The organism is Lysobacter sp. 22409, from assembly GCF_052045105.1.
GTDB classification, from domain to species: domain Bacteria; phylum Pseudomonadota; class Gammaproteobacteria; order Xanthomonadales; family Xanthomonadaceae; genus Lysobacter; species Lysobacter antibioticus_B.
Window position 1 is genome coordinate 80,535 of the sequence record NZ_JBQEOE010000008.1, and the last position, 24,010, is coordinate 104,544.

General features: G+C 67.6%; 14 protein-coding genes and 2 pseudogenes. 9 read left to right on the forward strand and 7 right to left on the reverse strand.

What is annotated here, in order from left to right; all coding sequences use genetic code 11:
- Positions 1–32: 32 nt before the first annotated feature.
- Positions 33–878 (forward strand): tetratricopeptide repeat protein, encoded by an 846-nt coding sequence (locus ACTJJK_RS06360; RefSeq protein WP_031373954.1) that lies wholly within the window; start codon positions 33–35, stop codon positions 876–878.
- 24 nt (positions 879–902) lie between these two features.
- Here the strand turns inward: ACTJJK_RS06360 and ACTJJK_RS06365 are convergent, their stop codons facing one another.
- Both ACTJJK_RS06365 and ACTJJK_RS06370 read right to left on the reverse strand, forming a co-directional pair.
- A complete protein-coding gene (locus ACTJJK_RS06365) occupies positions 903–1,796 on the reverse strand; it encodes a putative signal transducing protein (protein ID WP_152566398.1) in 894 nt (297 codons plus the stop codon).
- 74 nt (positions 1,797–1,870) lie between these two features.
- A complete protein-coding gene (locus tag ACTJJK_RS06370; protein WP_440729786.1) occupies positions 1,871–3,523 on the reverse strand; it encodes an alpha-glucosidase in 1,653 nt (550 codons plus the stop codon).
- Between the two features lie 286 nt (positions 3,524–3,809).
- Between ACTJJK_RS06370 and ACTJJK_RS06375 the strand changes: the two genes are divergently transcribed.
- The 4 genes and pseudogenes from ACTJJK_RS06375 to ACTJJK_RS06390 all read left to right on the forward strand — a co-directional run bounded on the left by ACTJJK_RS06375 (position 3,810) and on the right by ACTJJK_RS06390 (position 10,046).
- The gene (locus tag ACTJJK_RS06375) at positions 3,810–6,617 is read left to right on the forward strand and encodes a TonB-dependent receptor (RefSeq protein WP_440729787.1); all 2,808 of its coding nucleotides are present in this window, start codon (positions 3,810–3,812) and stop codon (positions 6,615–6,617) included.
- A 307-nt stretch (positions 6,618–6,924) separates the two neighbouring features.
- Positions 6,925–7,662: pseudogene (locus ACTJJK_RS06380) on the forward strand (MFS transporter); the annotation flags it as partial.
- A gap of 84 nt (positions 7,663–7,746) precedes the next feature.
- Positions 7,747–8,364: pseudogene (locus ACTJJK_RS06385) on the forward strand (MFS transporter); the annotation flags it as partial.
- Positions 8,361–10,046 carry an alpha-amylase family glycosyl hydrolase gene (locus ACTJJK_RS06390; RefSeq protein WP_031373959.1) on the forward strand — a complete coding sequence of 562 codons (1,686 nt, stop codon included), beginning with the start codon at positions 8,361–8,363 and terminating at the stop codon, positions 10,044–10,046. The pseudogene ACTJJK_RS06385 and the gene ACTJJK_RS06390, both read left to right, overlap by 4 nt.
- 590 nt (positions 10,047–10,636) lie before the next feature.
- Here ACTJJK_RS06390 and ACTJJK_RS06395 read toward each other — a convergent pair.
- The 4 genes from ACTJJK_RS06395 to ACTJJK_RS06410 all read right to left on the reverse strand — a co-directional run bounded on the left by ACTJJK_RS06395 (position 10,637) and on the right by ACTJJK_RS06410 (position 15,015).
- On the reverse strand, positions 10,637–11,668 hold the full coding sequence (locus ACTJJK_RS06395; RefSeq protein ID WP_223621463.1) for a LacI family DNA-binding transcriptional regulator: 1,032 nt from the start codon (positions 11,666–11,668) through the stop codon (positions 10,637–10,639).
- A gap of 88 nt (positions 11,669–11,756) precedes the next feature.
- Positions 11,757–12,701 (reverse strand): ABC transporter permease subunit, encoded by a 945-nt coding sequence (locus ACTJJK_RS06400; protein ID WP_440729788.1) that lies wholly within the window; start codon positions 12,699–12,701, stop codon positions 11,757–11,759.
- Positions 12,701–13,429, reverse strand: coding sequence for a VIT1/CCC1 transporter family protein (locus ACTJJK_RS06405; protein ID WP_036149716.1), 729 nt, complete (start codon positions 13,427–13,429; stop codon positions 12,701–12,703). The genes ACTJJK_RS06400 and ACTJJK_RS06405 overlap by 1 nt, the downstream gene beginning before the upstream one ends.
- Positions 13,426–15,015 carry a peptide ABC transporter substrate-binding protein gene (locus ACTJJK_RS06410; protein ID WP_440729789.1) on the reverse strand — a complete coding sequence of 530 codons (1,590 nt, stop codon included), beginning with the start codon at positions 15,013–15,015 and terminating at the stop codon, positions 13,426–13,428. Before ACTJJK_RS06410 ends, ACTJJK_RS06405 begins: the two co-directional genes overlap by 4 nt.
- 327 nt (positions 15,016–15,342) lie before the next feature.
- Between ACTJJK_RS06410 and ACTJJK_RS06415 the strand changes: the two genes are divergently transcribed.
- Positions 15,343–16,722, forward strand: a complete 1,380-nt coding sequence (locus ACTJJK_RS06415; RefSeq protein WP_408951162.1) for a glutamate--cysteine ligase — start codon at positions 15,343–15,345, stop codon at positions 16,720–16,722.
- 1,037 nt (positions 16,723–17,759) lie between these two features.
- Here the strand turns inward: ACTJJK_RS06415 and ACTJJK_RS06420 are convergent.
- Positions 17,760–18,686 (reverse strand): DMT family transporter, encoded by a 927-nt coding sequence (locus tag ACTJJK_RS06420; RefSeq protein ID WP_440729790.1) that lies wholly within the window; start codon positions 18,684–18,686, stop codon positions 17,760–17,762.
- A gap of 66 nt (positions 18,687–18,752) precedes the next feature.
- On the opposite strand from ACTJJK_RS06420, the gene ACTJJK_RS06425 reads away from it, so the two are divergent.
- From ACTJJK_RS06425 to ppc, 3 genes are all read left to right on the forward strand, one after another.
- Positions 18,753–19,688, forward strand: a complete 936-nt coding sequence (locus tag ACTJJK_RS06425; RefSeq protein ID WP_223621458.1) for a LysR family transcriptional regulator — start codon at positions 18,753–18,755, stop codon at positions 19,686–19,688.
- A 118-nt stretch (positions 19,689–19,806) separates the two neighbouring features.
- Positions 19,807–20,562: a tetratricopeptide repeat protein gene (locus ACTJJK_RS06430; RefSeq protein ID WP_440729791.1), complete on the forward strand. Its 756-nt coding sequence runs from the start codon at positions 19,807–19,809 to the stop codon at positions 20,560–20,562.
- Positions 20,563–20,859: 297 nt separating this feature from the next.
- Positions 20,860–23,607 (forward strand): phosphoenolpyruvate carboxylase, encoded by a 2,748-nt coding sequence (gene ppc / locus ACTJJK_RS06435; RefSeq protein WP_223621457.1) that lies wholly within the window; start codon positions 20,860–20,862, stop codon positions 23,605–23,607.
- Positions 23,608–24,010 lie beyond the last annotated feature (403 nt).

Below are 24,010 nucleotides of genomic sequence, written 5' to 3' on the forward strand. Positions count from 1 at the left end.
CGCGGAGGGCGATCTTCGGCTCAAGGAACGAGATGGACACGATCACCGACCCCCAGACCATCCTGGCTGCGGGCGCCTATGGCACGGCGCTGCTGTTCTTCGCCTACGGCGCCTATGCGCTGCTCAAGACCCGCAACGCCGAGCAGAACAAGAACGTGCGCTGGTACCTGGGCATCGGCGCGGCGGTGGTGGTGGCGATGATCGGCTTCGACACCCTCAAGAGCTGGCGCAGCGGCGAGCGCGTGGTGCCGAACGTCTACCTGACGTTCTCGCCGCGCTTTTCGGCGATCGACCTGCCCGACCCGGAAATCATCTACCGCGGCCAGGCTTTCCCGCCGAACGCGGCCATCGAGGTCGCCGACAACAACAGCAGCATCAACATCTCGGTCGATTCGATCATCAAGAAGGTCGAGGACTTGCAGCAGAACAACCGCGACCTGCAGAACGCGGTCGGCAGCGCCGCGCTCGCCAATCAAGCGCCGGAGTTGGCCGACGAGATCGCCGCGGCCAAGGCCGGGGGCGAGGACGCCTGCGCCGGTGGCGATGCGACTCTGTGCGGCTGGAAGCAACTGTCGGAAGGCAAGCTCGACAGCGCGCAGGAGACCTTGACCCAGGCGGTCAAGGACACGCCGGCCAGCAATCCCAAGACCCGCGCGACCGCGTTGAGCGGGCTCGGCGAGATCTACGTGGGGCAGGGCCGCATCGCCGAGGCCCAGGTGGTGCTCAGGAAGGCCGCCGCGCTCGGCAACGAGGGGGCGAAGAAGCGCCTGGACACGTTGGCCCTGCCGCCGCCGGAGCGGCGTTTGCAGCCGGTGCCGACGGTGACGCGCGAGCAATTGCGCCGCGAAGTGCGGGCGGCTCAGCCTGGGCGCGGCTGAGGCCCGGGCGATGGCGCGCCGCCGCTATGGCGTCGGCAGCGGCCTGCTCGCGCTGATCTCGCCGCGCGGGTCGTAGTCGCGCGCGGTGTCGCGCACGCCGTCGCCGTCGCTGTCGAACTCGCCGCTGACCGGGCGGTTGTCGACGTAGTCGATGTGTTTGATCAAGTTGCCGCGTTTGTCGAACCATTGTTCGTTCTGCAACACGCCGCGCTTGGCGGCTTGCTGCCAGTCGACCTGGCCGTCGCCGTCGTAGTCGGCGTTGCGGCCGGCGAGTTGGCCGTTCTCGTAGCGGCTGGCGGTCTCGCGCACGCCGTCGAAGTCCTGGTCTTCCTCGATCTCGGTCGCCAGCCCGCGCTCGTCGTAGTGGGTGCGTTGGTCGACCTCGCCGTCGCTGTTGCGGTCGGCATCCACGCGTTGCAGGCGCTCGCCCTCGAAGACCAGGGTCTCGTCGGGCCGGCCGTCGTCGTTGTAGTCGACCGGCTGCTGGCTGGCGTGCGGTTGCATGGCGATGCCGGTGGCGATGGCGCCGCCGAGGGCGCCGGCGATCAGGGCGAACACGATGCCGCCGAGACCGGCGCCGGTGTGGCGCGAGGGCAGGCGTTGGTTCAAGGGGCGATAGAGATTTCCGCCCTCCACGTGCGCCGGCGTGTCGTCGTCGCCGTAGTCGCGATCGACTTCGTCTGCATCGTCCTGGTCGTCGAGCGGTACGGCCGTATCCTGCCACGCCTGGATGATGGTGCGTGCGCGCTCGGCGTCGTCGTCGGCGACTTCGAGCCGGACCGCGCCGCCGACCGGCAACAGGCCGGCGCCGCCTTCGAGGGCGCCGCCGAACACGAACGAGCGGATGCCTTCCTCCGCCAACAAGCCGCGCACGAGCTGCGCGTCCGCCGAATGGGCGGCGTGGTAAACGATCTGCATTCGGCGTTCCCCCCGGTCGCGGACGTCCTGCCGCGAGACCGGAGTATGCCGCCTGACCGAAGTGTGCCGCGAGCTCAGCCGGTGGCGCGCGCGGCGAACACGCCGTAGGGCGGCAGGCGCAGGCGATCGCCGGTCCGCTCGCCCGAGGGCAGGCCGTGGCCGTGGTCGATGTGCCAAGTGCCGGCTTCGGACAGATTCAATTCTGCCTCGCCGCCGCCGAGGTTGAAGGCCATCAGCACCGCATCGGCGCCGCTGCCGCGGACGAAGGCGATCACCGGCTCGTCGCTGGCGAGAAAGCGGATCGCGCCGTCGAGCAGGGCCGGCCGGGTCTTGCGCCACGATAGGAAACGGCGGAAGCGGTTCAAGGACGAATCCGGGTCGTGCTGCTGGCGGGCGACGTCGAGGCCGCGATGGCCCTCGGCGATCGGCAGCCACGGCGTGCCGGTGCTGAAACCGGCCTGCGGCGTGCCGTCCCACGGCATCGGCGTGCGGCAACCGTCGCGGCCCTTGAAGGTCGGCCAGAAGGCGATGCTGAAGGGGTCGCGCAGCGCCTCGAACGGCAGCTCGGCTTCGGGCAGGCCCAGTTCTTCGCCCTGGTAGACGCAGACCGAACCGCGCAGCGAGCACATCAACGCGCTGAGCATCGAGGCGAAGTGCGCCGGCTTGTCGCCGTGGCCCCAACGCGAGACCACGCGCTGCACGTCGTGGTTGGAGATCGCCCAGCAAGGCCAGCCTTCGAGCATGCGTTCTTCGAGCGCCTGCGCGGTGCCGCGGATATGGGCGACGCTGTAGTCCTCGGTCAGCAGCTCGAAGCTGTAGCCCATGTGCAGGCGGCCATCGCGGGTGTATTCGTCCATGGTCGCCAGCGAGTCTTCCGAGGAAATCTCGCCGAGCGACACCGCGCCCGGATAGCGGTCGAGCAGGCTGCGCAGCTCGGCCAGGAAGTCGAGGTTCTCGGGCTGGTTGTTGTTGTAATAGTGGTATTGGAACGCGTAGGGGTTGTCGGGGCTGAAACCGCGCCCGACCCTCAGCTCGCGCGCCTTCGGCGGGTTGTCGCGCAGTTGCGCGTCGTGGAAACAGAAGTTGATAGCGTCCAGGCGCAGGCCGTCGACGCCGCGGTCGAGCCAGAAGCGCACGTTGTCGAGCACCGCCGCGCGCACCGCCGGGTTGTGGAAGTTCAAGTCCGGCTGCGAGGCCAGGAAGTTGTGCAGGTAGTACTGCTGGCGGCGCGGTTCCCAGTGCCAGGCGACGCCGCCGAACAGCGACATCCAGTTGTTCGGCGCGGTGCCGTCGGGGCTGGCGTCGGCCCATACGTACCAGTCGGCGAACTCGTTGTCGCGGCTTTCGCGGCTGCGCTTGAACCACTCGTGCTGGTCGGAGGTGTGGCTGAGGACCTGGTCGATCATCACCCGCAGGCCCAGCGCATGCGCCTTGGCGAGCAGGCGGTCGAAGTCGTCGAGGTTGCCGAACAAGGGGTCGACCGCGCGGTAGTCGGCGATGTCGTAGCCGAAATCGATCATCGGCGACTTGAAGAACGGCGAGACCCAGATCGCATCGACGCCGAGGTCGGCGACGTAGCCGAGCTTGTCGATGATGCCGGGCAGGTCGCCGACGCCGTCGCCGTCGAGGTCGCGGAAGCTTCTGGGGTAAATCTGGTAGATCACCGCGCCGCGCCACCAGGCGTGTTCCTGCGATGCGGCGGGGGTCGGAAGATTGACGGCTGACAAGAGGCGCCCCTGATGGCGTATGCGGTCTTCGTGCTGCACTGCCGCGATGGGCGCCAGCTTAGCGCCGGGCGCGTTCGCGGCTCGCCGGCCTGCATACGTATTCATGCCCAAACGACCGATGAAGTGCGACATGAATGCGACTGCCGGTCATGAATACGTATGCATAAACCGCAGCGGGCGCGATCGCTTGCCTAACATGCGCCTCAGACCGATGGCGTACGTCGCCTAGGCAACCGCAGCACGCCGCAGTGCGCGCGCGGACGGCACACAGCTACTGGAGGGGAGCATGTCGAGAACGAACCGGGCTTCATCGAACCAACAACGCCACCTGTTGACCGTGGCACTGGCCTCGTTCGGCCTGTGCAACTCGTGGACGGTCTGGGCGGCGGATGCGCCCACCGCGCAGGACGCCCCGGCCGCGGCCAGCGCCGAAGCGGCGCCGACGAGCGCGGCGCACGAACTCGACGCGGTCCAGGTCACCGGCAACCGCCGCGTGCAGTCGATCCAGAAATACGCCGGCACGATCCAGTCCTTCAGCGGCGAGGATCTGACCAAGCTCGGCATCAACACCGATTTCCGCAACCTGCAGGCGGTGGTACCGGGCCTGCAGATCACCCGCCAGGAAGGTAAGTACGAGATCTTCCTGCGCGGCATCGGCGCGGCCGACTCGGACTTCTCCTCCGACCCGTCGGTGGCCACCTATTACAACGGGATCTACCTGCCGCGTCCGCGCTCGATCGGGCCGATGTTCTTCGACGTCGACCGCATCGAGGTCAACAAGGGCCCGCAGGGCACGGTGCGCGGCCGCAATGCGACCGGCGGCTCGATCAACGTGATCTCCAAGCGCCCCGAACTGGGCGTGACCAGCGGCGGCCTCAAGGTCGGCGCCGGCAACCACGACTTCACCACCGCCGAGGGCGTGCTGAACCTGCCGATCGGCGACACCTTCGCCCTGCGCGCGGCGCTGTTCGACGAGGAGCGTTCTTCCTACATCAAGAACGGGTATCCCAGCTCGTTGTTCCCGGCCGAAGGCCCGGGCGCGCTCGACAACCAGGCCGCGCGCCTGTCGATGCTGTGGGAGCCGAACGACAAGTTCTCCGCCTACGTCATGCTCGACAAGGTCAGCGAGCGCGGCACCGGCGATCCGGGCCTGTTCGCCGAACGCGGCCTGGCCGCCGGCTACGACATCGACGACCTGTCCGACCCGTTCCGCCAGTACTTCCGCACCCAGGGCAAGACCAGCAACGACATCGAAGGCGTCGCCGGCACCTTCACCTATGCCTTCAACGATGCGGTGTCGGTGGAGTTCAACACCTCCTACCGCAAGTACGAGTTCGACAACCGCAACGCCTCGCGCGAATGGCAGCTCGGCCCGGTCTATCCGGGGTCCGAACGCGAGGCCTATCACAACCCCGAACGCCTGGCCTGGTACGACACCTTCTACCAGTCCGACAAGTCCAGCTCGACCATCAACGAGCTGCGCTTCTTCGGCGACACCGGCAAGCTGATCTGGTCGGCCGGTCTGTTCAATTACGAAGAGAAGTACGACTACACCTCCTGGGACGTCGGCAACGGCTATTTCGGCGACTGCGACTGGTGGCGTCCCGGCACCGTCTGCGGCTGGCAGGACGGCCTGGGCGGCGAGAACCGCGGCGACGACTCCAAGGTCGAGTCGAACGCGGTCTATGGCGATTTCAGTTTCGCCGCGACCGATTCGCTGCGCCTGATCGGCGGCGTGCGCTACACCCGCGACAAGAAAACCGCGCGCGAGTCCAACGTCAAATACCAGTTCGTGATTCCGGAAGCACTGTTCCAGCAGTTCACCGGCCAACCGATCAACACTGCCACCAATCCCTACACCACTGGTCTGGTACTGGGTTCGCCCGGCTTCCAACTGGCGCCTCCCGGCCGCCGCGGCGGCGGCGACCCGAGTATCTGCACCGGTTGGTCGCCGGCCGAGCTGCGTTGCGGCCCGGGCGCGAATTCGCTCGACTATTTCCTCGGCGGCATCCAGAACTTCGGCGCGCAGGACAACTGGTCTCAGTTCCTGACCCGCAACCGCGACCAGATCGACGTGATCGTGCGTTCCGACTTCCCCGGCGGCAAGAGCGTGGACGTCTACGAGGACAGCTACGTCGACTGGCGCGTGGGCTTCGAGTACGACCTCAACCCGCAGGTGATGCTGTACGGCACGGTGTCGACCGGCACGCGTTCGGGCGGCATCAACCGTCCCCTGCTGCTCAACGACGGCAGCGCGCTGGCGCCGACCTTCGAGCCTGAAGAACTGACCTCGTACGAAGCCGGCATCAAGGGCGATTACCTGTGGGGCGAGACCCCGGTGCGCCTCAACGCCTCGGTGTTCTACTACGACTACCAGAACAAGGTGCTGCAGAACCTGATCGACGTGCCGGCGCCGACGCCGACCAACCCGAACGCGACCAGCCGCCAGGTCTTCAACGACAACGCCGCCAACGCCAGCGTGCTCGGTCTCGAGCTCGAAGGCCGGGTCGGCCTGCCGCACGGCTTCAACCTGGGTTACAACTTCACCTACCTCGACGCGACCTTCGACGACTCCAAGGTGCTCGACACGCGTTCCGGCGGCCTGGGCCTGATCGTGCCGCTCGATGGCAACCGCCTGCCGAACACCTCCAAGTACAACGCCAACCTCAGCCTGTCGCAGACCATCGACATCGGCCGCGGCGCGCTGAACTCGTTCGACTGGACGATCAACCTGACCTACCGCTCCGACTACTACCTGACCGCGTTCAACAGCCGCGGCTTCGGGTTGGACGCGGCCGGCAACGTCATCGAGATCCCGCTGGCCGACATGCCGTTCAACAACGGCTCCAACCCGGCCGCGGGCGGCGGCCCGGCCAATGGCATGGCGATGCGCGACGACGTCGGCGGCTTCACCACCGTCAACGTCTCGGCCGGCCTGAACTTCGGCGAAGACAGCCAGTTCCGCATCGACGGTTTCGTCTCGAATCTCACCGACGAGGTGTATTCGGGCAAGGGCTTCGTCAACAACGCGACCAACATCCGCTACCTCAACACCCCGCGGATGTACGGGATCCGGTTCTCGTCGCAGTTCTGAGACCGGAAGCGGAAGCAAAATCCCAAGGGCGAGAGCAAATCCCCCCTAACCCCCCTTTGTCAAAGGGGGGAAGGGAACGTGGTTTCGGGTGGAGCGTTGTCGTTTGCATAGCGCTCCGTTGCCCGAACAGCGCCGCTCCGCTCGTCTTCCCCCTTTGACAAAGGGGGATCGAGGGGGATTTGCTTCTCCCGCCACCGCGTCGCCTCACCGCGCGGCGCTTCATGCCAGTATCGAGCCCATGACCGAACGCACCGAGCGCAGCGCCACGTCCCGCAAGCCGCAGCTGTCGTTCTGGCAGATCTGGAACATGTGCTTCGGCTTTCTCGGCATCCAGTTCGGCTTCGCCCTGCAGAACGCCAACGTCAGCCGGATCTTCCAGAGCCTGGGCGCGCCGATCGACGACATCCCGATGCTGTGGATCGCCGCGCCGCTGACCGGGCTGATCGTGCAACCCATCGTCGGCTATCTGTCCGACCGCACCTGGACCGGCCTCGGCCGCAGACGCCCGTATTTCCTGATCGGTGCGGTGCTCGCCACCCTCGCGCTGTTGGCGATGCCCAACTCGCCGACCCTGTGGATCGCCGCCGGCCTGCTGTGGGTGCTCGACGCCTCCATCAACATTTCGATGGAGCCGTTCCGCGCCTTCGTCGGCGACCAGTTGCCGACCTCGCAACGGCCGAGCGGCTATGCGATGCAGAGCTTCTTCATCGGCGTGGGCTCGGTGGTCGCCAGCGTGTTGCCGTTCGCGCTCGCGCACCTGGGTGTGGGCAATACCGCAGGGCCCGGCGAGGTGCCGGACACGGTGCGTTACGCCTTCTATTTCGGCGGCGCCGTGCTGCTGCTGTCGGTCGGCTGGACCGTGCTGCGCACCCGCGAGTATCCGCCGGACGCTCTGCAGTCCTTCGACGACGCTTTGCCCGAACCGCCGCGGCCGAACCGTGACCGCGTGCGCTGCGCGCTGTTCGGCGCCTCCTGGCTGACGGTCGGCGGTCTGGTCGCCACGACCATCTCGATGTGCGGGCTCGATCGCCAGTTGTACGTACTGGCCGGCCTGATCGGCGCGTTCGGCCTGGCGTTGATGGTGCGCGGCATGATCGGTGCCGGCGGCGGCTTCGCCACGGTCATGGACGATTTGCACTCGATGCCTTCGACCATGGTGCGCCTGGCGGTGGTGCAGTTCTTCTCCTGGTTCGCCCTGTTCGCGATGTGGATCTACACCACGCCGGCGGTGACCCAACTGCATTTCCACAGCAACGACACCACCTCGGCGGCCTACAACGAAGGCGCCAACTGGGTCGGCGTACTGTTCGCCGCCTACAACGGTTTTGCCGCGCTCGCGGCGGTGGTGATCCCGTGGATGGTGCGGCGCTGGGGCCTGCGCTGGAGCCATCTGTGCAACGTCAGCCTCGGTGGGCTGGGCCTGATCTCGATCGCCCTGATCCGCGATCCGCAATGGCTGCTGCTGTCGATGCTCGGGGTCGGCTTCGCCTGGGCCTCGATCCTGTCGCTGCCCTACGCTCTGCTGTCCGACAGCGTGCCGGCGACCAAGATGGGCGTGTACATGGGCATCTTCAATTTCTTCATCGTCATCCCGCAATTGGTCGCGGCCAGCCTGCTCGGTTTTTTGCTGAAGACCTTCTTCCACGGCGAACCGGTCTGGGCCCTGGCGATCGGCGGCGTCAGCCTGTTCGTCTCCGGCCTGTGCGTGCTGTGGGTGCGCGAACCCGGCACCGGAGCGGCGGCATGAGGGTCTTGACGCTCGCTGCGCTCAGTCTCGTCCTCGCCGGTTGTGCGCACGGCGCACGCGACACCGCGCCGGCACGCGAGTACTACGGCACGCTCGAACCGATGGCCAGCGATGCGGTGTACTTCGTCGTCACCGATCGTTTCGTCGACGGCGACCCGTCCAACGACCAGCGCGAACAGGGCGGGCCGGACCCGCGCACGCGCAGCTTCGATCGTCCGGTGCCCGGTATGCCGGTCGGCGAGAGCGACAACATCGGTTACCTCGGCGGCGACTTCAAAGGCCTGCTCGACAACGCCGGCTACATCCGCGACATGGGCTTCGGCGCGGTCTGGCTGACTCCGATCGTCGACAACCCGGACCAGGCCTTCACCGGCGGCGACGCGGTGACCTGGGGCGGCGCCTTCCAGGATCGTGGCAAGACCGGCTATCACGGTTATTGGGGCGTGGATTTCTATCGTCTCGACGAACATCTGCCGAGCCCCGGGCTCGATTTCGCCGGTCTCACCCAAGGGCTGAAGCGGCACGGCCTCAAGACCGTGCTCGACATCGTCGCCAACCACGGCTCGCCTTCGTTCACCATGCCGGCCGACCAGCCCAAGTACGGCGAGATTTACCGCGACGGCGTGCTGGTCGCCGATCACCAGAACCTGGCGCCGGAGCAACTCGACCCGGCGCGCAATCCGCTGCATCGGTTCTTTCATGCGCAGAAGGACCTGGTGCAGTTATCGAACCTCGACGACACCAATCCGCAGGTGCTCGACTACTTCGTCGGCGCTTACTCGCAATGGATCGACCAGGGCGCGGACGCCTTCCGCATCGATACCATCCGGCACATGCCGCATGCGTTCTGGAAAGCGTTCGCCGAACGCATCCGCGCCAAGCGTCCGGGCTTCTTCATGTTCGGCGAAGCCTTCGACTACAAGGCAGAGAATATCGCGCCCTTCACCTGGGCCGAGAACGGCGGCATCAGCGTGCTCGATTTTCCGCTCAAGGAAGGATTGGCCGAGGTGTTCGGGGTCAAGGAGGCGGGCTACGAGCGCTTATCCCCGCGCCTGTACCTGCGCGACGGCCCGTACGCGAACCCGTACGAGCTGATGACTTTCTACGACAACCACGACATGCCGCGCCTGAGCGCGAGCGACGAGGGCTTCATCGACGCGAACAACTGGTTGTTCACCGCGCGCGGCATCCCGGTGATCTATTACGGTTCCGAGATAGGCTTCGAACGCGCTCGCGCCGAGCATGCCGGCAACCGCAATTATTTCGGCCAGGAACGCATCGACGCCGCCAAGGCGCATCCCATCCATGCCGCGCTCAAGCGCATCGCCAAGGTTCGCGAGGCCTCGCCGGCCTTGCAACGCGGCCTGCAGCTGAATCTGCTGCTGCGGGGAGAGCGCGCCGCGTTTTATCGTGTCTACCAACACGCTGGGCAGGCGCAGATCGCCCTGGTGTTGCTCAACAAGAGCGAAGGGCCGAACACGTTCTGGATTAGCGATTACCTGCAGGCCGGGCGTTGGCGCGCGGCGCTCGGCGGCGGCACGGTCGAGGTCGGCGAGGACGGTGTGATCGAGGCGATCGTGCCGGGGCATGGGGTCGAGGTGTATCTGCTGGATGCGCCGGTGCGGCGGGCGGATTTGGCGGCGGCCTTGGATGAGGCGATGGCGCATGCGCGGCGGCGTTGAGCCGCGATCTATGGCGTGTCGTCTTTCCCTGTAGGAGCGGCGTGAGCCGCGACCACGGGACGCGGATAACTAAAGATGCCGACATCGCACATCGAAGCGATGTGCTGGCGCAGGGTAGGAGCGGCGCAAGCCGCGACCGCGCTGTAACGGGTTTGCGGCGTCTCGTTCAAGCAAGATCGGGATCAAACGCTAAAAGCTTCCGCCACTAAAGCGGCGGGTTACTTTCTTTTGTCTAAAGCAACAAAAGTCCGTCTGGATTCCCTTCGGTCAAAGGTAACCAAAGAAAAATGCTTTGTTTTGAATCAAGGGCCCGCACGAGCGTTGCCTCCGCAGGGATTTTTCATACGGGACATCCCTGTCCCGATGAAAAACGGCCCGCATCCCTGTGGGCCGCCCTCTGGGTCTTCTTTGGCCGTCGCGAGCGCGAGGCTGCGCACAGCAACAGCAAAATATTTACGCCAACGCCAACGCCAACGCCAACGCCAACGCCAACGCCAACGCCAATCACGACATTCCTGCCCGAAGGATTCCCCCCTTTGTAGAGGGGGGAAGGGGGATTTGCTTTTGCTCCGCCCCAACTACCGCCGCCCTCACTCCGCCCCGCACGACTTGCGTACCACCAGCGTCGTGGGCAGGCGGATGCTGTGCGCTTCTTCGTCGCGGACCAGTTTCATCAGGGTGTCGACCAGCAGTTCGCCGGCCTGTTTGGTGTCCTGGAAGATCGTGGTCAGCGGCGGGTGGGCGACGCGGGCCATGGGGATGTCGTCGAAGCCGATCACCGAGACGTCTTCGGGCACGCGCAGGCCGTGTTCGGTCAGGGCGCGCATGGCGCCGAGGGCGATCAGGTCGCTGGCGGCGAACACGGCATCGAAGGGCAGGCCGCGCGCAAGCAGTTCGCGCGCGGCGTCGTGGCCGGCGTCTTCGGAGCTTTCGGCGTCGACCTGCAAGGCGCGGTCGAGGGGCAGGCCGGCTTCGTCGAGGGCGCGCTCGCAACCGAGGAAACGATCGAGGAATTCCGGGTAATGACTGGAGGCGTCGCCGAGAAACGCGACCCGGCGCCGGCCCAGGCCGACCAGATGGGCGCCGGCCTGATGGCCGCCGCCGACGTTCTCGCAACCGATCGACAAGCCCGGTTGATCGGGCAGCACCGCGCCCCAGCGCACGAAGCGCGTGCCCTGTTCGACCAGTTTCTGCAGCTTGCCCTGGTAGGCGAGGTAGTCGCCGTAGCCGAGCAGGATCAGGCCGTCGGCCTTCATGCTGTCTTCGTAGTCGGCGGCCCAGTCGTCGGACAGTTGCTGGAACGAAATCAGCAGGTCCTGGCCGTGGCGCGCGCAGGCGCGGGTGATGGAACCGAGCATGGATAGGAAGAACGGGTTGATGTGCGACTCGTCCGGGGTCGGGTCCTCGAACAACAGCATCGCCAGGGTGCCCGAGCGCTGCCGGCGCAGGCTGGAGGCGTGGCGGTCGACCTTGTAGTTGAGCTCGCGCACCACCGCTTCCACGCGCTTGCGGGTGTCGGCGTTGACCAGCGGGCTGCCGCTGAGCACGCGCGACACCGTGGCCTGCGAAACGCCGGCGAGGTGGGCGATGTCGACCGAGGTCGCCTTGGACTTCTTGCGCATGGCGCTGAGTGTAGCTGTGAAGCCGGGGCTCGGGACTGAGCGCTCGCTTCTAGCCGGCAGCTAAGCTCTTGATTCCCGATTCCTGCCCCTAATCCTCCAGCCGCGGATCCATCCACCCGCGCAAGGCGTCGACGGCGGTATTGATCGCCACGATCAGCGCGCCGATCACCAACACCACGCCCAGGACCAGGGTGTAGTCGCGGTTGAGCGCGCCCTGGACGAAGTAGCGGCCCATGCCGGGAATGCCGAACACCTGTTCGACCACGGCCGAGCCGGTGACGACGTTGATCAGCGCCGGCGACAGCCAGGCCACCACCGGCAGCAGCGCCGGCTTCAGCGCATGCGCGAACAGCAGGCGCGTTTCCGACAGGCCGCGCGCGCGTGCCGCGCGCAGGTAGTCGGCCGACAGCACGTCGAGCATCGAAGCGCGGGTCAGGCGCGCGCAGTAGGCGATGTTGGGCAGGGCCAGGGCGATCACCGGCAGCACCACGTTGTCCCATTCGCCCCAGCCGCCGGCCGGCAGCCAATGCAGGGTCACGGCGAACAGCAGCACCAACAGCGGCGCGACCACGAACTTCGGGATCGCCAGGCCGAGCCCGGCCAGCAACATCAGGGCGCGGTCGGTCCAGCCGCTGGCACGCAGCGCCGCCCACACGCCCAGGCTCACCCCGAGCAGCAATGCCAGCAGCAGGGCCAGGCCGCCGTTGAGCGCCGACACCGGCAAGGCGTTGGCGATCAATTGATTGACGGTGTAGTCCGGGTATTGGAACGACGGCCCGAGGTCGCCGCGCGCCGCGTCGCCCAGCCAGGCCAGGTATTGCATCGGCAGCGACTGGTCGAGCCGGTACTGCGCATCGAGCGCGGCCTGCACTTCCGGCGGCGCGACTTTCTCGGCGTCGAACGGCCCGCCCGGGGCGGCGCGCAAAAGCACGAAGCACAGCGTCGCCAGCAGCCACAGGGTGATGACCGCTTCCAACACGCGCGAGCCGAGTCGGGCGATGACAGGATGACCGCTGCGGTTATCGGTGCCCATCAGACGGTCACGTCGAACAATCGGCCGACCAGGGACGCCGCGGCCATCGCCAACGCCCCCCAGAACGCCACGCGCGCGGCGCCGCGCAGGATCGGCGCGCCGCCGGCCCAGGCCGCGAGCCCGCCGGAGATCGACAGCGCCACCAGGGTGGTCGGGATCGCGACCGCTTCCAGGCGCCCCGCGGGCGCCGCCAGCACCGCGGCGATCGGCAAGGCGGCACCGACGACGAAGGCCAGGGCCGACGCGAGTGCGGCTTGCACCGGGCGGGCGCGCAAGGTCTCGGTGATGCCGAGCTCGTCGCGGGCGTGGCTGCCGAGCGCGTCGTGCGCGGTCAGCTGGCGCGCGACTTCCTGCGCCAACTCCGGGGTCAGCCCGCGCTGGACGTAGATATGGGCGAGTTCGGCCAGCTCGCTGTCCGGGTCTTCTCGCAGTTCGCGCCGCTCCACCGCGATGTCGGCGCGTTCGGTGTCGGCTTGCGAACGCACCGATACGTACTCGCCGGCGGCCATCGACATCGCCCCGGCGACGGTGCCGGCGATGCCGCTGGCGAGGATCGCCGCCGGCGACGCACCGCTGGCGGCCACGCCGACCACCAGTCCGGCGACCGAAACGATGCCGTCGTTGGCGCCGAGCACCGCCGCGCGCAGCCAGCCGACGCGTTCGGAGCGGTGGGTTTCGCGGTGCCGTCTGCGTGCTTCGGCTTGGGCGGAGGGAGAGCGTGGGGTCATGGCGTCAAGCTCAGCCAGCGGCTCGCGTGCCGGTCCAGCGCGTTCGACTCGAAGCCGCGCACGCGTCGCGACACCAGGTGCTTGGAGCTGTAGAAATACAACGGAATCGCCGCGTCGTCGTTGAGCAGGCGCTGCTCGGCGGCGCGCAGCCAGGCGTTGCGCGCGGTTTCCGACTTCGCCGCATCGGCCTTGGCCAGGCGCTCGCGATAGGCCGCGCTGTCGTAGCCCATCCAGTTCAAGGGGCCGTCGCTGCCGAACGCGGCCAGGAAGTTGCGCGCGTCGGCGAGGTCGCCGATCCAGCCGCCGCGGAACACCTGGGTGATGGTGCGTTGCTTGCGGTTCTGCACGAACACTTTCCATTCCTCGTTGCGCAGGCGCACCTGCACGCCGAGGGTTTGCCGCCACATCGCCGCGACCGCCAGGGCGAGGCGGCGGTGCGGCGTCGACGTGTTGTAGCGCAGCTCGATCACCAGCGGCTGGTCGCTGGAATAACCGGCGTGGCGGTACAGCGCGCGCGCATGCGCTTCGCGCTGCGCTTGCGGCCGCGTCGCCCAGGACGTGGTCGCGGGTGCGTAGCCGGCGATGCCGGGCGGCACGATGCCGTAGGCCGGGGTTTCGCCCAGGCCGGTGACGTAGCGGGTGAGCTTGTCGCGATCGATCGCCATCGACAGCGCGCGGCGCAGGGCCAGAGCGCGGTCGTCGCAGTGCTGGGTGGCGCAGGCGTCGCTGCGGAACGGCGGCCGGGTGACGTTGAGCCCGAGCCAAAACGCGCCGAGGTAAGGCGACAGGCGCAGTTGCGAGCCGAAGCGCGCGCGCAGCGAGGCCAGCGGCTGCGGCGGCACCACCTCGGTGATGTGCAGGTCGCCGGCGGCGAAGCGTTGCAGCTCGGCGGCGGCGTCCTCGGTGACCTGGAAGCGCACGCGTTCGATCGCGACCGCCGCGGCGTCGTGGAAGCGCGGGTTCTTCTCCAGCAGCAGATTCGCCTGCGGCGTCCACGCCGCGAGCCGGTAAGCGCCGTTGGACACCAGTTGCCCGGGCCGGGTGTGCTGGGCGCCATGCTGCTCCACGGCCGGCAGGTACACCGGAAACGCGATCGGCAGGGTCAGCAAGGCCGGCAACGAGGCGCTGCGGTTGAGCCGGAAGCGAACGCTGCGCGGGTCCGGCGCCGACACCCCGAGCCGTTCCGGCGGCAGCTTGCCGGCCTGCACGGCTTGGGCATTGTCGAGCGCATCGAACAATTCGCCGAACGGCGCCGCGGTGGCCGGCGCGAACGCGCGGCGGAAACTGGCGACGACCTGGCCGGCGTCGATCGGCTCGCCGTTGCTCCAGCGCAGGTTGTCGCGCAGGACGAAGGTCCAGCTGCGGCCATCGGCCGACACCGACCAGCGCTCGGCCATGCCCGGCACCAGGCGGCCGCGCGCGTCCTCGGTCACCAGGCCTTCGTACAAATCGCGCAGGACGTTGCCGCAGGCGACTTCCTGGCAACGGTGGGCGTCGAGCGTGCTCGGTTCGGGGCCGTTGCCGCGTTCCAGTTGCGATGGCGCCGCCTGCGCCAGCGCCGCCGGTGCCCACAGTGCTCCCCACAACAGTGCCCTCGACAGAAGGGACCCAACCACGCGCACCCCCGACAGGGGCATTCCTAGCAGATCGGCCAGCGACACGGCTGCACCATAGCGTTGCAAGGCGGGCGTTGTTCGGTGCAAGGCTGGGTCTACACTGCCGGGGTCTTGCGATTGTAGGCGACGTCCCGCATATCCAGACCGTGATTCAGACGATGTTGCAAGCGGCCGGCCTTCGTACAGCGAGGCGCCGGCCGTGGCCGCTGGACCGTTTCGCGACGGCCGGCGGCCCTCCGCGCCAGATGCGCGAGCAGGGCATCCCGCCTTGCAGCAGGTTTTACCAGCGAGGTGGATGTGTCCGGTCCCAGCCAAGTCAAAGATATTGAGATTCCCGATATCAAGGGCGGCGGTCGCGCCATGCTCGTCGAGTACCTGGCGTCGGGCGCGCGCCCGGACTCGGACTGGAAGATCGGCACCGAGCACGAGAAATTCGGCTTCCGCACCGACGACCTGCGCCCGCCGACCTTCGACGGCGAGCGGGGCATCGAGGCCTTGCTGAAGGGGCTGGTCCAGTTCGGCTGGACGCCGGTCGAAGAAAAGGGCCGGGTGATCGCCCTGACCCGCGACGAGGCCTCCGTCTCGCTGGAGCCGGCCGGCCAACTGGAACTGTCGGGCGCGCCGCTGGCGACCCTGCACGACACCTGCGTCGAAGCGGCGACCCATCTGCGCGAGGTGCGCACGGTGGCCGAACCGATGGGCCTGGGCTTCCTCGGCATGGGCTTCCAGCCCAAATGGCGCCGCGACGAGATGCCGTGGATGCCGAAGGGCCGCTACAAGATCATGCGCGAGTACATGCCCAAGGTCGGCTCGCTCGGCCTGGACATGATGACCCGCACCAGCACCGTGCAGGTCAACCTCGACGTGCGCGACGAGGCCGACATGGTGCGCAAGTTCCGGGTCTCCCTGGCCCTGCAGCCGATCGCGACCGCGCTGTTCGCCGACTCGCCGTTCACCGAGGGCAAACCGAACGGCTATCTGTCTTATCGCTCGCACATCTGGACCGACACCGACCGCGATCGCACCGGCCTGCTCGACTTCGTGTTCGAGGACGGTTTCGGTTACGAACGTTACGTCGACTACCTGCTCGACGTGCCGATGTACTTCGTCTACCGCGACGGCGAGTACATCGACGCCAGCGGCCAGTCGTTCCGCGATTACCTCGACGCCAAGCTGCCGGCCTATCCGAACCAGCGCCCGACCCTGAAGGATTGGGCCGACCACACCACCACCGCGTTCCCGGAAGTGCGTTTGAAGAAGTACCTGGAGATGCGCGGCGCCGACTCCGGCCCGTGGAACCGCATCTGCGCCTTGTCGGCGTTCTGGGTCGGCCTGTTGTACGACGCCGAAGCGCTCGATGCGGCCTGGGACCTCGTGCTCGATTTCACCCCGGCCGAGCGTCATGCCTTGCGCGACGGCGTGCCGCGGCATGGGTTCCAATTGCCGTTCCGCGACAGCAACGTACTCGAACTGTCGCGCCGGGCGCTGGAGATTTCCGCGCACGGGCTCAAGCGTCGCGCGCGCTTGAACGGTAACGGTGCCGACGAGTCGATCTACCTGGAACCGCTGATGGAATTCGTCGCGATGGGCAAGAGCCCGGCCGAGCGCAAGCTCGAGTTGTTCCATGGGGCGTGGGGTGGGAATGTGGATCCGGTGTTCAAGGAATTCGCGTACTGAGTCCGCTCGGCGGAGCGCACCCTCGGTCGCGGCGATATAGCCCCTGTAGGAGCGGCGTGAGCCGCGACCACGGAACGCGCAGAGGGTGCATCGCCTTCGTCGCTGATCGAAACCTCGAAGCTATCGCAGGGTAGGAGCGGCGTCCTACTGGATTTCCTTCGGTCACAAGCCGCGACCGCGCTATCTCGGTTTCGCGTCGTCATCGGCCGCAGCTTCGTTGGAGCTGTGCGTCGCCCAGCACTCGCGAAGGCAATCGAAGACCCGGAGGGCGGCCCGCAGGGATGCGGGCCGTTTTTCATCGGGACAGGGATGTCCCGTATGTAGAGCCCTGCGTCGGCACCGCTCGTGCGGGCCTGTGATTCAAAACAAAAGCAACTTCTTTGGTGACTTTTGACCGAAGGGAATCCAGACGGACTTTTGTTGCTTATGACAAAAGAAAGTAACCCGCCGCTTTAGTGGCGGAAGCTTTTGGCGTTTGATCCTGATCTTGCTTGATCGCTTCGAAGCGAGACCATCACAGTGCGGTCGCGGCTTGCGCCGCTCCTACTCTTTGAAGCGGCGACCACGACGCCCTGATCTCGCGTCGCTTCCGACTGGAGCCCAGGGTAGGAGCGACGCAAGTCGCGACCACGTCCTGGCGGCCTCCGGCGCAGCCTCAAGCAGGAGCAAAGCTTCCGTCCGCTAACGCGGCCGGGTTACTTTCTTTTGCTAATCCCAAAAGAAAGCTAACCAAAGAAAAGGGCTCTCCTTGCAAGGGCACAGGCCACGAGTGCGGCGCTGTCGCCGGGATTTTTCGATAAGACGTCCCTGTCTTATCGAAAAACGGCGCACGTCCTGTGCGCCGTCCTCCGGGTCTCCACTGGACCGGCAAAGCAGCAATGCAGAGCAAAATCACCGCAACCGCAACCGCAACCGCAACCGCAACCGCAACCGCAACCGCAACCGCAACCGCAACGGCAACGGTTGGTGGTTCGCGCCTGCTCTTGGGTAGGAGCGGCGCCAGCCGCGACCGCATCGCTTCAATCTCGCGCCACCCCTCACCCACGCCTCGCACGCGCTCCGCTGCGCAATGCCGCGACCGCTCCGATCACGATCAACGCCGCGCCCGCCAGCGTAGAGGGCCGTGCGGGGTGGGCGAACAACAGCCAATCCAGGGCGGCGCTGACCGGCACGGCGACGTACATCAGCAGGGCGAGGGTGGAGGCGTTGTCCATGCCGCGGTAGGCGAGGTCGCGCAGGGATTGGCTGCCCAGGCTGCACAGCGACATGCCGAGTAAGGCCAGTACCAGCACCGTCGTCGATTCGGTCGTGAACGGTTGCGAGGGCAGGCGGCCCAGGCCGAGGGCGGCCAGGGGCAGGCCGACCAGCGAGGCCTGCATATACAGCTTGAACTGGTTGCGGAATGGCGGCTGGTGCTGGGCGCTGCGGTAGAAGAGCACCTGCGAGGCGGCCATGGCGAAGCCGCCGAACAGCGAGATCAAGGCGGTGCTCTCCAAACCGCGCAACGCAGGCTGCAGGACCACCAGCACGCCGGCGAAACCGATCGCCAGGCCGCACAGCGCCGCCGGGTGCAGGCGTTCGCCCAGCCAGACGCGCGCGATCAGCGGGATGAACAAGGGCCCGGTGTTGTACAGCAGCACCGCGTGCAGCAGGTCGCCGCGCATCGCCGCGAGCACGAAGCAGCCTTGCGAGATCACCACGCACACCGCCCGCACCCAGCCCGGCCGGTCGGCGCCGGACCAGGCCGCGCGCCAGTCGTCCCGGCGCGCCAACGCGACCAGACACAGACCCGGGATCATGAAGCGCAGCCAGGTCACCAGCTCCGGCGGCAGGGCGCGGGTGTAGCGGCTGAGCAGGGCGAGCAGGGCCAGGCAGATCGAGGCGCTGGCCATGAGGCCGGCGCGCATTGCCAAGGGACGGGACGGTGCCGGCGCGGCGGCGAGCGGTAAGGGGGCTGCAGTCATGTGGTAAATCTAGACAGTCACTCGGTTCGCATAAATCGAGAAATCCAAGAGCAGCGGTAAGCAAATATGACCACTTCCGATCCGCCGTCGCGGCGCCTCCCGCCCCTGCGCGCCCTGCAGGCCTTCGCCGCCGTGGTCCGTTACGACGGCATGCGCCGCGCCGCCGAGCGCATGCACCTGAGCCATGCCGCCCTGAGCCAGCACGTGCAGCATCTGGAGGAAGCCTTCGGCCTGCGTCTGCTCGACCGCAGCGGTGGGCGGGCGCGGCCGACGCCGCTGGGGCGCGAATACGGCGAGGCCCTGATCGCCGGCTTCGAGCAGATCGAAGCGGCGACCGCGCGCCTGCGCATGCGCGGCGACGAGGGGCGGCGGTTGATCCTCGGTGCGCCGACCAGTCTTGGGGTAAGCCTGCTGTTGCCACGCATCGAAGAATTTCCCGCTTACGCCGGGCTGGACCTGCAATTGTTCTGTCCGGCGACGGCGCAGGATCTCGCGCAGGGGCGCATCCACGCCGCCTTGTTGCATCGCGAACCGCAGGCCGACGGTCTGCACGGCGAGCTGTTGTTCGAGCAGGCGATGCTGCCGGTCGCGGCGCCCGAACTGCACGCGCGGCTCGATCCCGAGCGCTGGTGGCAGGACCCGTTGCCCGGCGTGCGCCTGTTGCATGTCGTCAGCGACGGTTGGCGGCAGGATTGGCCGAGTTGGTTCGGCGAGGATCCCGCGACCTGGCCGCTGCCGCATCTGCGCCTGTCTTCGCCGATGCCGGCGCTGAGCGCGGTGCTGGCCGGGCAGGGCATCGCCCTGATGTATCCGCGTTTGATCGCCGAGCGCCTGGCCAGCGGCGAGCTGCTGCCTTTGCCGCTGCCGCAGCCCGCGCCGGTCAAGCGCGTCTATCTGGCCTGGTTGCCGGAAGCGCAGGGCAGCGCGCGCCTGGGGCATCTGCGCGATTGGCTGGCCGGTTTGTTGCGCGCCGATGACGACGGCGCAGGTGCGACGGTCTAATGCGTCGAAGCCGCGGCGAGCGCCAGCGGCCGAAGCACACTGACGGGGCGGCGCCCCTCTGGCGCGGCGGCCGCCGAATCACCACACTAGCGCCCGAATATCTCGCAAGGATCGCGTCATGCCGTATCTGGGGCTGGGGTTGCACGTCATCGTCGCGTTGTGTTTCGCCGTGCACGTGGTGCGCAGCGGGCAGGACCGTTACTGGTTGATGATCCTCTTCATGTTTCCGCTGCTCGGCAGCGTGGTCTATGGCTTGGCGATCTGGCTGCCGGAGCAGCGCCACAGCCAGCACGGCCGCGCCCTGGTCGGCAACGTGCGGCGCCTGCTCGATCCGGACCGCGAGTTGCGCGAAGCGCAGGACGCCTTCGAGACCGCGGCCACCACCGACAACCGCCTGCGTCTGGCCGATGCCTTGCTGAGCAAGCAGCGCCCGGCCGATGCGTTGCCGCTGTACCGCGCCTCGCTCAGCGGCATCCATCGCGACGATCCCGACATCCAGGTCAGGCTGGCGCAGGCCTTGCTCGAAAACGGCCAGGCTGCGCAAGCGCAGGCCGTGCTCGACGAACTGATCGCGCGCCGTCCCGACTTCCGATCGCCCGAGGGGCATTTGATCTATGCGCGCGCCATCGCCGCGCAGGGTGACCGCGCCAAGGCCAAGGACGAGTTCGAGACCCTGCTCGGTTACAGCAGCGGTTTCGAGCCGCACGTGCGCTATGCCGAAACACTGATCGCTTGGGGCGAACTCGGACGCGTGCGCGAGCTGTGCGTGCAGGCGCAGACGCGGGCGAAGCGCTTGCCGGCCTATGCGCGGCGCATGAACAAGCCGGCGTTGGACCGTCTCAAGGCGCTGGAGAAGCAGGCGTCGGCGCCGTGATGGGCGCGACGCCCGCTAATCGTTTCTTGTGAAATCGTTTCGTTTGTAATCGATGGCGGCGCTAGAACCGATACGCATATCGGTAGAACCGGCGCGCTGCGAAGTCTCGACGACGGTCTCGGTGGCGGCCGCGGATAAATGCTGCGTTCGGCCGGAATTCCCTGCCCGCAGCAGCTAAATCGGCGTCCGCCGCGACGCCCGGCGTGCTCGTGCGTACCTCGCCGCGGACGCTGGCCAGCGCGATACGCCCCAGCGAGCGGCAACGCAGTCGCCGCGCCGGTGTTGTAGCCTTGTCGGATGAATGTCCTCCTCGATACCAGCGACGAACCGTTGCGCGCCGTAGACTTCGCTTCCACCGACGCGCTGCTGCGCGACGACGTCAAAATGTTGGGCGCCCTGGTCGGCGAAATCCTTGCCGAGCAACGCGGGCCGGGCTTCCTCGACGAGGTCGAACGCCTGCGCCGCGCCGCGATTCGCCGGCGCGAAGCGCAGGCGCCGATCGGTGCGCTCGCCGACGCGCTCGCCGATACCGATATCGAGCAGGCCAGCGACCTGGTGCGTGCCTTCGCGACCTATTTCCAGGCGGTGAACCTGGCCGAACGCGTGCACCGCATTCGTCGCCGCCGCGACTACGAACGCAGCGGCGCCGGCGCGCAGCCGGGCGGTTTGCGCGACGCGCTCGGCGTGCTGTCGCGCCAGGGCGTCAGCGCCGAAGAAGTCGCCGCGCTGTTGCCGCGTTTGCGCATCGAACCGGTGTTCACCGCGCACCCCACCGAAGCGGTGCGGCGCGCCTTGCTCGAGAAAGAGCGCCAGATCGTCGGTTGTCTGGTCGACGATATCGACCGCGGCCGCACCCCGGCCGAACGCCGCGCCGACCGCGAGCGCATCCGCGTCGCCCTCACCGCGAGTTGGCAGACCGCCGAGGCGCCCGCGGCCAAGCCGAGCGTCGCCGATGAGTTCGAGCACGTCGGTTTTTATCTGTCCGACGTGCTGTATCGCGTGCTGCCGGTCTACTACGAAATGTTCGAGGAGGCGCTGCGCGAAACCTATGGCCCGTTCGCGCCGCTGCCCGATGTGCTCGGTTTCGGCACCTGGGTCGGCGGCGACATGGACGGCAACCCGAACGTCGGCGCCGACACCATTGCCGCGACGCTCTCCGGCCAGCGCGCGCTGGTGCTCAACGCTTACCGCCGCGAACTCGGCACCCTGGCCGAACTGCTGAGCCAATCGGTCACGCGCGTGCGCATCGACGATGCCGTGCTGGCCCGCGTCGAGGACTATCGTTACCAACTGCCGAAGGCAGCGCTGCTGCTCAAGCCGCGTCACGCCGACATGCCCTACCGCAACCTGCTCAGCCTGATGGCCGCGCGCCTGCAGGCCACGGTCGACGAGAGCGTGCACGGCTATCCGGATGCGGCGACCTTCCTGGCCGACATCGCCCTGATCGAACGCAGCCTGGCGAATAACCAGGGCGCGCACGCCGGTAGTTTCGCCGTGCGCCGCCTGCGCCGCCGCGCCGAATGCTTCGGCTTCCATCTCGCCAGCCTCGACCTGCGCCAGGATTCGGGCACCCACGATGCCGCGCTGGCGGCGCTGCTCGACCTGCCCGAGTGGGCGTCGCTGGATGTCGCCACGCGCGCCGCGCGTCTGCACACCTTGCTCGACGGCGATGCGCCGCCGGCACGGGCCGCGGCCGGCCCGGCCCAACCCACCCTCGACGTGTTCCGCGCTGTCGCCCGCCTGCGCCCGCGCTACGGCGAGCGCGCCTTCGGCCCCTACATCGTCAGCATGAGCCGCAGCGCCGCAGACGCCCTGGCGGTGCTGGCCCTGGCCAAGACAGCCGGCTGCGTCGATCGCGACGGCCGCGTGCCGCTCGACGTCGCGCCCCTGTTCGAAACCGTCGACGACCTCGACGCCGCCGCCGACACCTTGCGTGCCTTGTTCGCCGATCCGATGTACCGCTCGCATTTGCGCGCGCGCGGCAACCGCCAGGTGGTGATGCTCGGTTATTCCGACAGCGCCAAGGACGGCGGCATGGTCGCCTCGCGCTGGGCCCTGCACCGCACCCAAAGCGCCCTGACCACCTTGGCCGCCGACAGCGGCGTGCGCATCGCCTTCTTCCACGGCCGCGGCGGTTCGATCAGCCGCGGCGGCGGCAAGACCGAGCGCGCGGTGATCGCCGCGCCGCGCGGTTCGGTCGACGGTTATCTGCGCCTGACCGAACAGGGCGAGGTGATTCACCGCAAGTACGGCATCCGCGCGCTGGCCTTGCGCAACCTCGAACAGACCACCGGTGCGGTGCTGCGCGCGACCCTGCGCCCGCGTCCGCCGGAACCGCGCGGCGACGGTTGGCGTGCGATGGCCGCCGAACTGGCCGCCGACGCACGCGCCCACTACCGCGCGCTGGTCCACGAGGACGAGTTGTTCCCGGCCTACTTCCGCGCCGCCACGCCGATCGATGTGATCGAGCGGCTGCGCATCGGTTCGCGTCCGGCCAAGCGCGCCGGCATCGGCGACATCGGTTCGCTGCGCGCGATCCCGTGGGTGTTCGCCTGGTCGCAGAACCGCGCCGGGCTGACCGCCTGGTACGGCGTCGGCACCGCGCTCGAACAGGCCCTGGCGCGCCACGGCCGCGATGCCTTGAACGAGATGTCGCGCGACTGGATGTTCTTCGGCACCCTGATCGACGACCTCGAAATGGTACTGGCCAAATCCGACCCGGCGATCTTCGAGCGTTATTCGATGCTTGCCCAGGACCTGCCGGAAGGCGACCTGCATGCGCGCTTCCATCCCGGTATCGCCGAAGAATTCGAGCGCACCCGGCGCGCGGTGCTGGCGATCAAGGGCAGCGACGAGTTGCTGACCGGCGACCACCGCCTGCGCCAGTCGATCCGGCTGCGCAATCCCTATGTCGACCCGATCAGCCTGCTGCAGGTCGACCTGCTGGCGCGCTGGCGCGCCGCCGGCCGTCCCGACGATGCCTTGCAGCAGGCGCTGGTGGCGACGGTCAATGGCATTGCGGCGGGTGTGCAGAATACGGGTTGATTCGGGGTTCGGTTGTGCCGTCGTGCTTCCGGGGTAGGAGCGGCGTCCCACGGGTATTTCCTTCGGTCGCAAGCCGCGACCGCGCTGCTTCGGTCTCGCGCCGTTACCGTCCCTCCTGTAGGAGCGGCGTAAGCCGCGACCGCGGCCTCGCACCTACGACGCAGCTGTCGATTCGCAGTCGCGACTCACGTCGCTCCTACAAAAGCGGTGCGCCCAAGGGTAGGAGCGGCGCAAGCCGCGACCGTGTTGTGTCCTATTGCGGCGTCTGTGGCTGTAAGACGATGAAACACCTGCAAGAGCAACTGCAAAGCTTCCGTCCGCTAACGCGGCCGGGTTACTTTCTTTTGCTAAGCCCAAAAGTCCGTCTGGATTCCCTTTGGTCAAAGGTAACCAAAGAAAAGGG